This is a genomic window from Nocardiopsis sp. LDBS0036 (assembly GCF_041228755.1).
Lineage (GTDB): Bacteria > Actinomycetota > Actinomycetes > Streptosporangiales > Streptosporangiaceae > Nocardiopsis > Nocardiopsis dassonvillei.
This window is the reverse complement of record NZ_CP141103.1, coordinates 4562343-4577929: the sequence shown is the minus strand read 5'-3', so window position 1 is coordinate 4577929 and position 15587 is coordinate 4562343. Positions and strand designations below refer to the sequence as shown.

The 15587-nt window shown below is 71.2% G+C and carries 11 protein-coding genes; 4 read left to right on the top strand and 7 right to left on the bottom strand.

All coding sequences use genetic code 11. The annotated features are described in order from the left end of the window. Window positions 1-427 precede the first annotated feature (427 nt). Both UIS43_RS19430 and UIS43_RS19425 read right to left on the bottom strand, forming a co-directional pair. On the bottom strand, window positions 428-1690 hold the full coding sequence (locus UIS43_RS19430) for an RNA polymerase sigma factor (protein ID WP_013156449.1): 1263 nt from the start codon (window positions 1688-1690) through the stop codon (window positions 428-430). Between the two features lie 145 nt (window positions 1691-1835). Then, entirely contained in the window at window positions 1836-2276 is a 441-nt protein-coding gene (locus tag UIS43_RS19425; protein WP_013156448.1) for a YciI family protein, read from the bottom strand. Between the two features lie 378 nt (window positions 2277-2654). On the opposite strand from UIS43_RS19425, the gene UIS43_RS19420 reads away from it, so the two are divergent. The 3 genes from UIS43_RS19420 (at window position 2655) to UIS43_RS19410 (ending at window position 10644) form a co-directional block, all read left to right on the top strand. Beyond that, window positions 2655-3296 (top strand): OB-fold-containig protein, encoded by a 642-nt coding sequence (locus UIS43_RS19420; protein ID WP_013156447.1) that lies wholly within the window; start codon window positions 2655-2657, stop codon window positions 3294-3296. Window positions 3297-3563: 267 nt separating this feature from the next. Then, complete coding sequence (locus UIS43_RS19415) at window positions 3564-5603, top strand: flotillin family protein (RefSeq protein WP_013156446.1); 2040 nt, start codon at window positions 3564-3566, stop codon at window positions 5601-5603. Window positions 5604-5613: 10 nt separating this feature from the next. Continuing rightward, entirely contained in the window at window positions 5614-10644 is a 5031-nt protein-coding gene (locus tag UIS43_RS19410) for a DNA repair ATPase (RefSeq protein WP_370011166.1), read from the top strand. A gap of 71 nt (window positions 10645-10715) precedes the next feature. Here the strand turns inward: UIS43_RS19410 and UIS43_RS19405 are convergent, their stop codons facing one another. Continuing rightward, complete coding sequence (locus UIS43_RS19405; protein WP_013156444.1) at window positions 10716-10940, bottom strand: type II toxin-antitoxin system Phd/YefM family antitoxin; 225 nt, start codon at window positions 10938-10940, stop codon at window positions 10716-10718. Between the two features lie 86 nt (window positions 10941-11026). Continuing rightward, a complete protein-coding gene (locus tag UIS43_RS19400) occupies window positions 11027-11632 on the bottom strand; it encodes a suppressor of fused domain protein (RefSeq protein ID WP_013156443.1) in 606 nt (201 codons plus the stop codon). A 648-nt stretch (window positions 11633-12280) separates the two neighbouring features. On the opposite strand from UIS43_RS19400, the gene UIS43_RS19395 reads away from it, so the two are divergent. After that, window positions 12281-12688, top strand: a complete 408-nt coding sequence (locus tag UIS43_RS19395; protein ID WP_013156442.1) for a hypothetical protein — start codon at window positions 12281-12283, stop codon at window positions 12686-12688. 163 nt (window positions 12689-12851) lie between these two features. Here the strand turns inward: UIS43_RS19395 and UIS43_RS19390 are convergent, their stop codons facing one another. The 3 genes from UIS43_RS19390 to UIS43_RS19380 all read right to left on the bottom strand — a co-directional run bounded on the left by UIS43_RS19390 (window position 12852) and on the right by UIS43_RS19380 (window position 15305). Next, window positions 12852-13715 (bottom strand): GNAT family N-acetyltransferase, encoded by an 864-nt coding sequence (locus UIS43_RS19390; RefSeq protein WP_013156441.1) that lies wholly within the window; start codon window positions 13713-13715, stop codon window positions 12852-12854. Between the two features lie 192 nt (window positions 13716-13907). Then, complete coding sequence (locus UIS43_RS19385; protein WP_370011163.1) at window positions 13908-15077, bottom strand: methyltransferase domain-containing protein; 1170 nt, start codon at window positions 15075-15077, stop codon at window positions 13908-13910. Between the two features lie 48 nt (window positions 15078-15125). Continuing rightward, complete coding sequence (locus UIS43_RS19380) at window positions 15126-15305, bottom strand: DUF397 domain-containing protein (RefSeq protein ID WP_013156438.1); 180 nt, start codon at window positions 15303-15305, stop codon at window positions 15126-15128. Window positions 15306-15587: the final 282 nt, after the last annotated feature.

Here is a 15587-nt window from a genome sequence, read left to right as displayed (position 1 = left end):
GAAAGCGTTCGAGAGAGAAGGACGGACAGCGCGACCGCCGACACATCCTTCGTCAGTACGCGCCCTGACTTTCGTTATGCGCCCCCGGGGGAAAAGACGCCATCACAGCCTTCCGCGCACAGCCGGAAAAGGCATCGGCCTTTGCGGGAATGGCCGCTTCCGGCCACCCGCGCGGTTACGGGGCGGAGCGTCCGAGCGACCGGGACCGGGCGTGGCCTCGTGTGGTGGCCTGGGTCGTGTCCGGGACCAGCCGCGGCGTCAGCGCCGCCGCGAGCCCCCGCGCGCCCCGGCCGGACGCCGACGAGCCAGCCGACACCGTGGACGAGCTCACCCGGCGCAGGTTCGGTGACCTGGAGGGGTCCCCGCCCGCCGAGCCCCCGTGTCCTTCCGTCGGCGGGAGACCCCGACGGCGTGGTCCCCGGCCCGGTCAGTCCTCGCAGCCGCGGGCGCGGTCCAGGAGCAGCGAGCGCTCGCGCTCGTTGCGGGTCAGGGAGGCCGCGCGCTCGAACTCGGCGCGGGCCTCGGCCCGGCGGTCCAGCCGCACGAGCAGGTCGCCGCGCACGGAGGGCAGCAGGTGGTAGTCGCCCATCCCCGGCTGGTCCCGCAGCGCGTCCACGATCTCCAGCGCGGTCTCCGGGCCCGAGGCCATCGACACCGCCACCGCCCGGTTCAGCTCCACGACCGGCGAGCCGGTGACCCTGACCAGGGCCAGGTACAGCCCGGCGATGACCGTCCAGTCGGTGTCCGCGGCGGTGACCGCCCTGGCGTGTTCGGCCGCGATGGCCGCTTGGAGCACGTAGGGACCGCCGGGCTGGCTCCGGTCCGGCGGCAGTGCCCTGAACAGGGCCTCCATCCCGCGCGTGATGAGCAGGCGGTCCCAGAGCGCGCGGTTCTGCTCGGCCAGGGGGACGGGTTCCCCGCCCGGCCCGACGCGGGCGCGCAGCCGCGAGGCGTGCAGCTCCATCAGCGCCACCAGCCCGTGCGCCTCGCACTCCCCGGGCAGCAGTTGGGCGAGCACGCGGCCCAGGCGCATGGCCTCCTCGCACAGCGTGGGGCGCGTCCACTCCGTACCCGAGGTGGCGGTGTAGCCCTCGTTGAACACCAGGTAGACGACCTCCAGCACGGAGGCCACCCGGGCGTCGCGGTCCTCGCCGACGGGCACCTCGAAGGGCACTTTCCTCTTGGCCAGGGTGCGCTTGGCGCGCACGATGCGCTGGGCGACGGTGGACTCGGGCACCAGGAAGGCCCGGGCGATCTCGTCGGTGGTGAGCCCGCCGAGCAGGCGCAGGGTGAGCGCGACGCGGGCCTCGGTGGACAGCACCGGGTGGCAGCACACGAACATCAGCCGCAGGAGGTCGTCTCCGAAGTCCTCCTCCAGGACGGCGTCGAACTCGGCCTGCCCGTCGTGCTCGGCGATCTCGCGGCCGAGGTCGGCCATGCGCCGCTGGAAGCGCTCGTCGCGGCGCCAGCGGTCGAGCACGCGGCGCTTGGCGACGGTGGTCAGCCAGGCGCCGGGGTTGTCGGGAACCCCGTCGCCGGGCCACTTCTCCAGTGCGCTGACCAGCGCGTCCTGGGCGAACTCCTCGGCGAGGCCGACGTCGCCGACCATGCGGGTGAGCGCTGCGACGAGACGGGCCGACTCGATACGCCAGACCGCCTCGACCGCGCGCGTGGCGTCGGTGTGGCTCACGGGGCAATCTCAGCACCGCGGGCAGCCCACCGCAAGCACGCGCGGCGGGCGTCGCCGACCGCCGAGCGGGCCGTACGCGACGCCCGGAACGGGCTGCGGCCCGCGGGTGCCCGGGAGCACCGCGGGCCGCACCGGCACGTGCGGGTCAGCCGCCGTGCGAGTACCCCTCGGCGCGCAGCTCGCGCTCGCGCTCCTTGAGGTGCTCGGGCATCTCGTCGCCGAAGTCGTCGGTGTCGAAGATCCGCCGCAGCACCAGGCTCATCTCCGTGTCGTCGCCCTCCGGCGGGTGCGGGCAGCGCTTGGCCCACTCCACGGCCTCCTCGTGCGAGGACACCTGGAGGACCCAGTACCCGGCGACGAACTCCTTGGCCTCGGCGAAGGGCCCGTCGGTGACGGTCGCGTCGCCGTTGCTGAAGGTGACCCGGGTCGCCTCGGAGGCGGGGGCCAAGCCGTCCCCGGCGAGCAGGACACCGGCCTTGACCATCTGCTCGTTGTAGGCGGCCATCGCCTCGAAGACCTCCGGGCTGGGCTCGTAGTCGACGGCCTCGGCCTCGGGCGTGGACATGATCGTCATCATGTAGCGCATGGTGTTCGCCTCTCGTGCGGTGTGGGGGTCCGTTCCCCCGCTCTCATCCACACGTCGAACGGCACCGGGCCGGATCGACACCTCCCCGGATTTTTTCCCGAAAGATTTTCTCCGCGCCCCCGCCGTACCGCGCACCGGGCCCCTGAGCAGCGAACACACCCCCGGGCACCGTGGGGAACCGCGTCACCCGCCTGCCTCCGCTCCCTCCCCGACCGTGTCCGGCGTCGGTCGCGTCGTCACCGCAGCCGCCCGGCGGACGCCCGCCGGGTCCGCGACGCGTCCCGGTGGCCGCAAACGGCCAAGGGGACGCCCGCCCGTGTCGCGAAGAGGGCGGTTCGGTAGAGTTCCGGCACGGTGCGGCGCGGAGGAGGATGACGGGTGGGGATGTTCCTGGACACCGCCTTCGGTTTCCCGACCGTGCTGTTCACCCCGCTGCTGGTCGTCGTCGCGGTCTACTGGCTGCTCGTCTCGGTCGGCGCCACCGGCTCCGACGCGCTCGACAGCGTGGACGACTCGGGCGAGGCCGCGGGCCTGAACTCCCTGATGAGCCGGGTCGGCCTGGGAAGGGTCCCGGTCACCGTGGCGCTCAGTTCGCTGATCTGCGTCGCCTGGTTCGTGAGCATGATGGGAAGCATCATGACCAGCCTCCTCCACACCACCTCCACCCCCCTGCTCATCGCCCTGGGCCTGGTGGTCCTGCTGATCGCGCTCGTGGCCGCGTGGGCGGTCACCAGCGGCCTGGTCATGTCGGTGCAGCGCTTCCTGCCCAGCCGCAGCAGCGGTTCCAGGAACGAGCTGGTCGGACGCACCTGCGTGATCCGCATCGGCGAGGCCAACGAGGGCTTCGGCCAGGCCGAGATCACCACCGCCGGCGGCGCGTCGATCTCCATCCCGGTGCGCACCACCGGCGGCGAGGTCCTGCCGGTCGGCAGCACCGCCCTGATCTTCGACCACAGCACCGAGCGGGACGTCTTCCTGGTCACCTACTTCGACGCCGCTCTGGACCCCGGCCAGGGCTGACCCGATACCTCCCCGGGGCCTCCGCGAGCGCCCGAGGAGCGGGAACCCGCGAGCGCCCGTACAGCACCCCCGGGGCTCCGCCTCACCCGCCCATCCGCCCGTTCTCCCGGCAAAAGGAAAAGTGGTACGCGGAACCGTTCGCGAGCGCGCCGCGTCACATCTGTCGAGCGCCCCCGACCGGGGGGCCGGATCCCCGCTGCCTCACCCCCGCTCCCGACGCGCTTTCCCCCCTCTTACGCACATCCCCTTGCAGAAAGAGACCCCCACGTGTTGCTGAGTGCCACCGCGAACGGCCAGGAGGCCGCGGACGCGGCCTTCCTGACCGTCGGCGTCGCCCTTGCCGTCGGCGTCGTCGTCCTCATCGCCCTGCTCCTGATGGTCACCCGCCTGTTCCGCAAGGTCGAGCAGGGCAAGGCGCTGATCATCTCCAAGGTCCGCGACGTCCACGTCACCTTCACGGGCGCGATCGTCCTGCCGGTCCTGCACAAGGCCGAGATCATGGACATCTCGCTCAAGACGCTGACCGTGGACCGGCGCGGCCGTGAGGGCCTGACCTGCAAGGACAACATCCGCGCGGACATCAAGGTGTACTTCTACGTCCGGGTCAACGAGACCGCGGAGGACGTCAAGAAGGTCGCCAAGTCCATCGGCACCGAGCGCGCCAGCCACCAGGACACGCTCCAGGAGCTGTTCAACTCCAAGTTCTCCGAGGGCCTCAAGACCGTCGGCAAGCAGTTCGACTTCGAGGAGCTGTTCACGCACCGCGAGCAGTTCCGCCAGGCGATCATCTCCCTGATCGGCACCGACCTCAACGGCTACAGCCTGGAGGACGTGGCCATCGACGAGCTGGAGCAGACCCCGCTGCACCAGCACGACGCCAACAACATCCTCGACGCGCAGGGCATCTCCAAGATCACCGAGCGCACCGCGATCGAGCACAAGCGCACCAACGAGTTCGAGAACGACCGCCGCAAGGAACTCGACCGGCAGAACACCGAGACCGCCGAGACCCTCGCCGAGCTGGAGAAGCGCCGCGAGGAGGCCGCCGCCAAGGCCAAGCGCGAGATCGAGATCATCCGCGCCCGCGAGGAGGCCGAGACCGCCCGCGTGCAGGCCGAGGAGCGCCTCAAGGCCGAGACGGCCAACATCCGTACCTCCGAGGCCCTGGGCGTGCAGCACCAGAACCAGCAGCGCGAGATCGCGGTGGCCGAGAAGAACCGCGAGCGCGTCATCGCCATCGAGAGCGAGCGCATCGAGAAGGACCGCCTCCTGGAGGTCATCGGGCGCGAGCGCGAGACCGAGCTGAGCCGCATCGCCAAGGACAAGGAGGTCGAGGCCGAGAAGCGCGAGGTCGCCGACGTCGTCCGCGAGCGGATCGCCGTGGACCGCACCGTGGCCGAGCAGGAGGAGGCCATCAAGCGCCTGCGCGCGGTCGAGGAGGCCGAGCGCACCCGCCAGGCCGTCATCATCCAGGCCGAGGCCGAGGCCCAGGAGAACCTGGTCAAGGACATCAAGGCCGCCGAGGCCGCGGAGGCCGCCGCCAAGCACCGGGCCGCCGAGGAGCTCACCCTGGCCGAGGCCCGCCAGCAGGCCGCCGAACTGGACACCCGCGCCAAGATCCGCCTCGCCGAGGGGATCCAGGCCGAGGCCGCCGCCACCGGCCTGGCCGAGGTGCAGGTCCGCCAGCAGGACGCCGAGGCCATCGAGAAGGTCGGCCGCGCCGAGGCCGCCGTGGCCAGCGAGAAGGCCCGCGTCGAGGCCGAGGCCGTGGAGCAGAAGCTGCGCGCCGAGGCCGCCGGTCTCACCGACAAGGCCGAGGCCATGGCCGCCCTGGACCAGGTCAGCCGCGAGCACGAGGAGTACCGCCTGCGCCTGGAGGCCGAGAAGGAGATCCGCCTGGCCGGGATCAACGTGCAGCGCGAGGTCGCCGAGGCCCAGGCCACCGTGCTGGCCACCGGCCTGGAGAACGCCGACATCAACATCGTCGGCGGCGACGGCGCCTTCTTCGACCGCATGGTGGGCTCCATCGGCCTGGGCAAGGCCGTGGACGGCTTCGTCGGCAACTCCAAGACCGTGCAGGCGCTGGGCGGCAACTGGCTCAACGGCGAGGGCGACTTCGCCGCGGACATGCGCAGGGTGATGGAGTCGGTGTCCACCGAGGACGTCAAGAACCTCACCGTCTCCGCGCTGCTGCTCAAGCTGATCGGCGCGGGCGGCCCGCAGGCCGACAAACTCGACGGCCTGCTCGGCACCGCCCGCTCGCTGGGCGTGGACCAGCTGCCCGCCTCCGCCCTCGCCAAGCAGTAGGGGAACCTTCGTGACAGAGGCCCTGCCCCAGGAGACCGAGGGGCCGGACGCCGGGGACGCGCGTGCGCTGGACGCGGGCACCTACGAGGTGCTCCGCGCCCGGCTGCGCGAGCAGACCGGCGAGCTGGCCCGGCGGACCGAGCGGCTCAACGCGCGACGGCTGGAGGTGTTCGGCGGCACCGAGCTGACCCTGCTCGGCACCGAGCGCGTGCGCACCGAGCACAACTGCGTGCCCCGGGACATCGTGAGCGTGGGGCGCCCGGCCGCGGACGGCGCCGACGGCGCCGTGATCCTGTTCGGCTACAACGTGTTCATCGGCATGCAGCGGGAGACCCACGTCCCCGACGTGTTCTCGCTGCACCGCTACGAGCGCGCCGACGACGGCTTCGCCTTCGCCGACGCCGACGGGGGCGCCGTCCCCGGGCTGCTCGACGACGAGCGGTTCCAGCAGGACTTCGGCCAGCTCTACCGGTACTACCGCGACGCGCGCCTGCTCCAGCTGCGCCGGGTCGAGGAGCGGCTGCTGGCCGTGTTCCAGACCGGCCCGCGCACCGAGGACGTGCGCGTGCTGCGGTGGTCGGTGTCGCCGACGGGCGAGATCGCCTACCTCGACGCGCGCGGCGAACGCGACCACGTGTTTCCGCCCGCGCACGACTTCGCGTGGGTGGAGGCCACGCGCGAGGACCACGTGGCGGGCCGCCACCCGCACATCTCGATCCTCGACGAGCTGTTCGTGGAGACGGTCGGCGGCGACCTCACCATCAAGGTCGAGAACAACACCGAGGTCGGCGAGGGCGTCTACAGCGAGCCCGTGGACGAGCCGTTGCAGAGCCTGGCCGACGCGTCGGTGCACCACGCGCGGGTGGGCCCGCTCATCCTGCTGCGCGTGCTGCCCTACAACGAGACCGAGTGGCGCCACCTGGTCTTCAACACGCGCACCAAGGAGGTCGAGCGCCTCGACGGCATCGGCCAGTCCTGCCAGCGCCTGCCCGACGACCAGGGACTGATCTTCCCCGGCGGCTACTACCTGGCCACCGGGGTGGCGCGGACCTTCGACACCGACGTCACCGACCTGGAGTTCGAGCGCGTGGTGCGCTCGCCCAACGGCGAGGACGTGCTCTACGTCTTCCACTCCCGCGCGGACGGCCGCAGTCTGCTGCTGCCCTACAACACCATCCGCAAGGAGGTCGCCACCCCGATCGTCTGCCACGGGTACTCCCTGTTCGACGACGGCACCATGACGGTGTTCCGCGACAACTCGGGCGAGCCGACCCGGGTGCACCCGATGCAGGTGTGGCAGACGCCGTACGCGTCGGACGTGTACGCGGCGGCGCAGCCGGTGGGGACGGGCCCGCTGGAGCGGATCGGCAACGCCGAACTGGTGCGGGGCGTGTCCGAGTGCCTGTCGGTGGCGCGCATGGCCGAGGACATGCGGCCCTCCACCGAGGTGTTCGAGGCGCTCATGGCCGCCTGCCGCCGGGTGACGGACCGGTTCCACTGGCTGGGCGAGGAGGAGCTGGGCGACCTGGCGGCGCCCCTGTCGCAGGTGCGCGACACCGCCGCGCGGGTGCTGGAGGAGTTCGAGACCGTCCAGACCCTGACCCGGCAGGCCGCCGAGACCCTGGCCGAGGCGGAGGAGAAGGCGGCCTCGCTCATCCGCACCGCCCGCGGGGAGGCCCCGCGCACGGCGGAGGGCTGGGTGGCGCGGCTGACCGGGCTGCGCCGCGCCCAGGGGCAGGCGGCCACGCTGCGCGAGACGCGCTACGTGGACACCGACCGCCTGGAGGAGCTGGACGGCAGGCTCGCCGGGGAGATCGACGCCACCGGCCGCCGCACGGTGGCCTTCCTGGAGCGCGACGACGCCTTCGCCGGGTACCACGACGAGGTGGAGCGACTGGTCGCCGACGCCGAGGGCATCGGGGCGGTCAGCGCGGCGACGGCGGTCGGGGAGCGCATCGCCGAGCAGACCGAGGGCCTCCAGGTGGTCACCGAGGTCGTCGGCTCGCTGGACATCGGCGACGCCCAGGTGCGCACGCGCATCCTGGAGCGGGTCAGCGAGGTGATGGCCGGGATCAACCGGGCGCGCGCCACGCTGGAGGCGCGGCGCGGCGAACTGCTCGCCCTGGAGGGGCGGGCGGAGTTCGCCGCCGAGTTCGCCCTGCTCGGGCAGGCGATCACGGGGGCGCTGGCCGCCGCCGACACCCCGGACCGGTGCGACGAGCAGCTGGGGCGGATCATGCTCCAGCTGGAGAACCTGGAGACGCGGTTCGCCGAGTTCGACGACTTCCTCGGGGAGCTGGCGGACAAGCGCGAGGACGTGTACGAGGCGTTCTCCACCCGCAAGCAGGGGCTGGTGGACGAGCGGGCGCGGCGGGCCGACCGCCTGGCGTCGTCGGCCGCCCGCGTGCTGGAGAGCGTTCAGCGGCGGGTCGCGGCGCTGGACACACTGGAGGACGTCAACACCTACTTCGCGTCGGACGCGATGGTGGCGCGGCTGCGCCGCACCTCCGAGGAGCTGCGCGCGCTCGGCGAGAGCGTGCGCGCGGAGGAGCTGGACGGGCAGATCCTGGCCGCCCGGCAGGAGGCTGGCCGGGCCCTGCGGGACCGCGCCGACCTGTTCGAGGGCGGCGCGGGCGGCGAGACGATCCGGCTGGGCAGGCACCGCTTCGCCGTGAACACCCAGCCGATCGACCTCACCCTCACCCCGCACGGCGGGGAGATGTCGGTGGCGATCACCGGCACCGACTTCCGCGCACCGGTCACCGACGAGGGGTTCGGGCGGACGCGGCACCTGTGGGACCGGGTGCTGGTGTCGGAGAGCCCGCAGGTGTACCGGGCCGAGTACCTGGCCGCGTCGGTCCTGGCCGCGGCCGAGGAGGGCTCGGAGGGCCTGACGCCGGAGCGGCTGGCCGAGGCCGACGCGGGGGAGCAGGACGGGTCGTCGCTGCCGGACCTGGTGCGCGGCTTCGCCGAGGCCCGCTACGACGAGGGGTACGAGCGGGGCGTGCACGACCACGACGCCGCGCGGATCCTGTCGGTGCTGCTGCGGCTGCGCGCGGGAGCCGGGCTGCTGCGGTACCCGGGCGCGACGCGTGCGGCGGCGCAGGTGTTCTGGGCCTTCGGCGCCGACGAGGAGCGGCGGACGGCGTGGCGGACCCGGGCCGGTTCGCTGGCGCGGGCCCGCGAGGTGTTCGGAGTGCGCGGGTCGGCGGCGGTCGACGCGCTGCGCGCGGAGCTGGCGGCGGCCGTGGACGGGTTCCTCACCGACACCGGGCTCCACCAGGAGGCCGACCTGGACCTGGTGGGCGAGTACCTGTTCGAGGAGATCGCGGCTGAGGGGCCCGGGGAGACGGGGTTCGTGACCGGCGCGGGCGCCCGTACGCTGCTGGACCGGTTCCACCGGGCCGTGGACAGCGCCCGGGAGAGCACGCGCAGGGCCTTCGAGGAGGACCTGCGCGCCCTCGACGCAGACCTGAACGCGCGCCACCAGCTGGTGGCGGCCTGGCTGGAGGCGTTCGCGACCACGCTGGAGGAGGTGGACCCGGGCGACCTGCCCGAGGCCGCCGCGATCGAGCTGACCGGCGGTGCCCTGGAGAGGTACGAGTCCTCGGCGGCCGTCGCGGAGGACGTGGACGGGCTGCTGGGGTCGCACCCGCGCGTGCGCGAGCGCTCCCTGGAACTGCGGCTGGACGAGTTCCTGCCGCGCACCCGCCGGTTCCGGCTGGAGGAGGTGCCCGCCTACCGGGACTTCCAGCGGCGCCGCAACGAGCTGGTGGCGGCCGAGCGCGAGCGGCTGCGGCTGGAGGAGTACCGGCCCAAGGTGATGAGCGGGTTCGTCCGCAACAGGCTGCTGGACGAGGCGTACCTGCCGTTGATCGGCGACAACCTGGCCAAGCAGCTGGGCGCGGCCGGGGACGACAAGCGCACCGACCAGAGCGGCCTGCTGCTGCTCATCTCCCCGCCCGGGTACGGCAAAACCACGCTCATGGAGTACGTGGCCAGCCGTCTGGGGCTGGTGTTCGTCAAGGTCAACGGGCCCGCGCTGGGGCACGCGGTGACCTCGCTGGACCCGGACGAGGCGCCGGACGCCACCTCCCGCCAGGAGGTCGAGAAGATCTCCTTCGCGCTGGAGATGGGCGCCAACACGATGCTGTACCTGGACGACATCCAGCACACCAACCCCGAGCTGCTCCAGAAGTTCATCTCGCTGTGCGACGGCCAGCGGCGCATGGAGGGGGTGTGGAACGGGCGGACCCGGACCTACGACCTGCGGGGCAAGCGCTTCGCGGTGTGCATGGCGGGCAACCCGTACACGGAGCAGGGCAAGCGGTTCCGGATCCCGGACATGCTGGCCAACCGCGCCGACGTGTACAACCTGGGCGACGTGCTGGCGGGCAGGGAGGAGCTGTTCGCGCTGAGCTACGTCGAGAACGCGCTCACCTCGAACCCGACCCTGGCCCCGCTGTCCACGCGGAGCAGGGAGGACGTGTACCGGTTCGTGCGGATGGCGCGGGGCGACGACTCGGTGGGCGCGGACCAGTTCGACCACCCCTACTCGGCGGTCGAGGTGGACCGGATCGTGTCGGTGCTGCGCAAGCTGCTGCGGGTGCAGGAGGTGGTGATGGCCAACAACGCCGCCTACATCGCCTCCGCGGCGCAGTCGGAGGAGGCGCGCACCGAGCCGCCGTTCCGGCTCCAGGGCTCGTACCGCAACATGAACCGGCTGGCGGAGAGGATCGTGCCGGTCATGAACGACGCCGAGGTGGAGGCCGTGATCGACGACCACTACCTGGGCGAGGCGCAGACCCTGACCTCGGGCGCGGAGGCCAACCTGCTCAAGCTCGCGGAGCTGCGCGGGGTCATGACCCCCGAGCAGGAGGCCCGGTGGACGGAGGTCAAGGAGGCCTTCCGGCGCGGCCGCGCGCTGGGCGGCGCCGAGGACGACCCGATGACCAGGGCCATCGGCGCGATGGGTCTGCTGGCCGACCGGGTGGGCGAGATCGGCACCGCGATCGGGCGGGGACGGGGCTCCGGGAGCTGACCGGATGACACGTGCGGGCCGCCACCCCCTACGGGTGGCGGCCCGTCGGCGTTTCGGTGACCGGAGACCGTCTACCCGGACTCCGACTCCTCGATGGCGGTGACGAGGCGTCGCGCGTTCTCCGGGCTGCGGAGGAGGTAGGCGGTCTCCCTGAGACTCTCGTACTCCGACAACGCCATCATGACCACCGACTCGTGTCCCACTCTGGTGATCACGACCTCCTCGCGGTCGTTCACGACGGAGTCGAGCGTGGCCGCGTAGTTCTCGCGGGACTCCGAGTAGCTCATGGTCTTCATCGCTGCGCCTCCTGGTTCCGCCGTCACACCTCCACGGTTGTACAGGATTCCGTGCGCAGGCCGCTGGACCGTCGTCTCCGACGGACTCAGAGGCGGACGGGTTCGCGCGAGGGGTCGGTGACCATCCTCGGGTCGCGGTCGCGCAGGAGGGCGACGAGCGGCGCGGCGGTCCCCGCCTGCTGCATGGCCTCGCCCTCCTCGGCCAGCAGACCGACGAGCTGGAAGAAGAGGACGATCCCGTTCGGGGTGTCCATGGCGCGGATCTCGGTATCGGGGACGATGACCAGGGAGGTCATGTCGCCGTTGGCGGGCTCGCCGCCGAGCGGGGACGGGGTGACGATCCAGTGGCCCACGTCCAGGTCGCTGCCCGCGACGAAGCGGTCGGCCAGGGCGTGCATGACGCGCAGGATCCAGGCGGGCACGGCCTCGTCGCCGTCCTCGCGCGGAACGCGGCAGGTGAACTCGAAGCCCGACCCGGAGACGCGGGGCTCCTCGCTGGTCTTCTCCCCCAGCTCGGTCAGTCCGAAGGACACCAGCAGCCAGTGGCCGTCCAGGGGGTAGGCGAGCACCCCGTCGAGGCCTTTGTCCGACTTGCCGTCCGGCGCGAACTGGATGGTCAGCGGCTGCACGTCGGGGTACCGCTCCGCCCACTCCTCGTAGATCCGGACGAGTCCGGGCAGCATCTCCAGCATCGCGTCGTCGCTCTCCACCTCGGGTGACGGGTCCGGGTCCGAGGATACGAGCGCGCCGGGAGCGCACGGGCCGGGTGCCCCGAACCGTTCGGGCGGCGGGACGGTCCAGAGCCTTCCGGGGACCGTTCGGACGGCGCGGATTTCCCGGGGTCCGCTCCGGGAAATCCGCGCATTTTCCCGATCGACAGAACCGCGGAGCCCGAACGCGCATCCAAGGCGAATCAGGCCGGTTTCAAGCACTTCCGCGTTCGCCGATAAGAGCCGATCGTCCCACCGCAGACAAACCAGGGAAACCAGCGCAGCCTAACGGGATATTTAGCTTCCGTCATTGATCATTGGCACAGGCGGCGAGGGCCCCCGGACACGGAGCACCTGGGGTCGCACCAGCCCGCACGGACAGCGACGCCGACCAGGCGAAGGGCCATCCTTCCCTCACCCGGACAGCACAAACCGCTCCGCCATGATCAATCCCTGAAATTCGACGGTTAATCCTCGGGCCGATACGACTCCGGCACCCTCGGGATTTTCCCCGATATCCACGATCCGCGTTTGAGAAGCCAGCCCGGGGGCACGACCACGCATAACGCACTCATCCCCCAATCCCTGGCGAGTCCATTGACACACCGCTCCCCACAGGAAAGGAACGCGATGAATCGCGATATCCGTACCAGCGCGCTGGCCGTTCTCTCCGCCGGTCTGCTCACTCTCGGCGCGACCGGCTTCAGCCCGGCGGCGGCCTCCGAGCAGCGAGGAGCCGAGACCCAGGGCGTGGAGGCCGGTGCCGACGGGTTCACCGGAACCCTCTCCGGCGAGGTCGTGTACCTGGCTCCGTACGAGTACATCGTCGGCGACCAGGCGTTCTACGTCACCGAGGACACCGAGATCCTCGGCGGCCTGTACACCTGCGCGCCCGAGGTCCCCAACGACGACATGACCGGGACCGTGGAGTGCAGCATGGAGGAGTTCGATGCTGAGCTGAAGGACGGGACCGTGGTGCTGGCCGGGGTCGATGTCGAGAACGGCATCGCCCAGACGATCACCGAGTTCCAGGCCTGATCCTCAGGACATAGGACAGCGGGTGACCGGGTTCAAAGGGGCGGTGCTCCCTACGGGGAGTGCCGCCCCTTGGGCTTGCCACAGCCGTTTCGCATGGTGGCCGTGGATACCAAGCGGCCCCGGGATTCTCCCCCGGACAGCAGGGCCACTGCGGCAGCAGTTTCTACAGACTGGCGGTGAAGACGAAGCCGAGGCTGGTCAGCCCCTCGGATCGGCACAGGTGGTCCGACGCGCCGCCGGTTTCGGTCTGGAGCAACTGGTAGACGGCTCCGTTCTCCTGTCCCCAGCCCATCGCTGCCCGCCACAGCGCACGCCCGTGACCGTGACCGCGCACTTCGGGCAGCACACCGAAGTACTGCGGCAGAAGCCGCGGGACGCCGATGGAGTCCTGGCGAATGGCCATGGGTCCGATAGCACCGACGACACGTCCCTCGGACACGGCAACCAAGAGCGGGCCGTCCAGACCAGTGGTTCGCATCTGTTCGGCTAGGAAGGAGAACCCGTCTCCTTTGAGTGCTTGGGCGAAAACGGCAAAGGTGTCCTGAACAGCCGGAGTCTCAGTGTGCAGACTTTCCACCTCGCCATGGGTGTAGGGCTCGTTCCCGGTGAAGGTCTTGAGTTGGACACGGCAGCTGTGCCAGCGGGTGTCGGCTTCGGTGGAGAACCACAGCACACGCGCCGCCCCCGCGTCGTACGCGGCGGCCAGCTTCCCGGCCTCCTCCAACGCCTGGGCCACGTCGGGCGTTGGCCCGTAGTGGTGAACCTTCACCACGCCCCGACCTCGCGTGGTCAGGGTGGGAACGGTGACGGTCTCGCCCTCGTTGCGGATGGCATCGGCAAGGACCGTTTCGTTCTTGGTCCCACCCCAGCGGGCGTCCTTGTCGTGCGCCAGGAAACTGCCAGTGCCGTTGACTTCCATGACCTCGTCCCACAGGCGGGCGGTGAGGGCATCGGGGTGTACGGGGCCGAGGGTGGGCACGTACGGGAAGGGCAGCACGAGACAGCTGTTGTCACCAGGGCCGGGCATGGGCGCATCGTACCCACACGCAACGGGCTCCGGCGGTCGAACCTCCGGGGCCCGCCTCCGAGAAGTCTCAGGTCAGAAGGGGTTGTCGTCACCCGCGTCGGAACGCCTCGGTGAGGCGGTCGCCGGGCACCAGCGCGCCCTCCTCGACCAGAAGGTCCACAAGTGCGAACGAGGGTCCGTGAACGGCTCGGGTCATGCCTGGCCGTTCTCCGCTTGTCCGGCGGCGATCTGCCCCACGGGGAGAACGTTGCCGGGGTCGTCCAACCACACGCGTTGGCCCTCGCGGGTCACGGTCACGCCGAACCGGGAGTGTTCCGGGCGGCCCGCCTCCCGCCACCAGGCGTAGGCCGCGGCCAGCTCGTCGAAGAGGTGGCGCGGGCCGTGCTGGCGGACCCCGAACTCACGAGCGCCGGACCGGACCCGCCACGAGGCCCACGATCCCGAACCCGGGTCCATCAGGTACACCGTGTAGTCCGGGTTGCCCGGCACGTCGTCGTCGAAGACCAGCAGGTCCTTCATGCCGGGAACCCGCAAACCGATCGCGAAGCTCGCGTCGAAGTCGCCGACCGGCTCGTACGGGTGCAGGTCCGTGGTGGTCTCGGTGTACTCGTGGTCGGGACGGACGCGCTCATCGAGCGTGCCGTGCGGTGTGCGCTGGCCACGCACCCACATGAAGCCCGCGTTTCCGCCGAATCTCCCGGACGCCGTTCCGTCCGCGCCGACCTGGAGGCGGAGCAGCGTGCCGTTGTGGAAGCTCGTCCCCCACGGGGTCACGATCCGCCCGCCGGGCACCGTCTGCTCCACCCACGGGTAGGGAACCCGCTGGACGGCGGCGGTCGCCAGCACCCGGTCGTAGGGGGCGTCGGGCGGATACCCCTTCTCACCGTCCCCGACGATCACATGGACACCGTGGCCCTCCAGGTTCTCCTCGGCCCGCGCGGCCACGGCCGGGTCGATCTCCACCGATGTCACGTTCCCGGCGCCGACCCTGTCAGCGAGCAGCGCGGCGTTCCACCCGGTTCCGGTGCCGATCTCCAACACCCGCTGACCGGCGTCGAGGTCGGTGGCCCCCAGCATCAGCGCCACGATGCTCGGCATGGACGCCGACGAGGAGCTGTATCCGCGCCCGGTCGGGTCTCCGTCGTCGATCTGGGTGATGACGGGCCGGTCGGCGTAGCAGGCACGCAACCACGCGTCCGAGTCATCGGCCCTATCGAGGACGGTCAGGTCATCCCCGTCCTCGATCCAGATCCGGTCGGGGATGAAGCGGTGGCGGGGAACCCGCTCGAAGGTGTCCCGCCAGGCCGGAGAGAGGGCGATCTCCTCGACGAGGCGGGACCGGAGGTCTTCGGGGTTGGTCATTTGTCGTCGCGCTCGTGCTTTCCTCCGCCGTTGTGGGCGATCGAGGGTTCAGCCGCCCTTGATGTCCTGGAGGAGGTTCGCCCACTCAGCGGGAGAGAACGTGAGGTGCCCAAGGTGCGGATTCTGTGAATCGCGCACGTCCGCGCCGCTGGCATGCTCCCTCGCCTCCACGCAGTTATGCCCGTTGGCGCTGTAAGTGGACTTGTGCCACTCGGAGGGGATGCTCATGTGGGGGTCTCCAGTGTTTCCTGTGAGAGCGCGACCGGCAGGGCGCTGCGAGCGCGCCAGTACTCAGCGTAGCCGTATCGGGGCTCCGCCGTTGTGGGCGACCGGTCCGCTGAGGGTCCCGGCCACCCACTCCGTGGTGCAGTGCGGCATGAGGCAACACGGCCAGGCCCAGGGCCGCGACCGCGTGGTGCCACGCCTGGTGGAGGTCAGGCGTTGTCTCGGGAGAGGAGGAGGTCACTGATGTCCTTGAGTCGGGCCCCTTCCAGAACAGGGAGGTCGTTG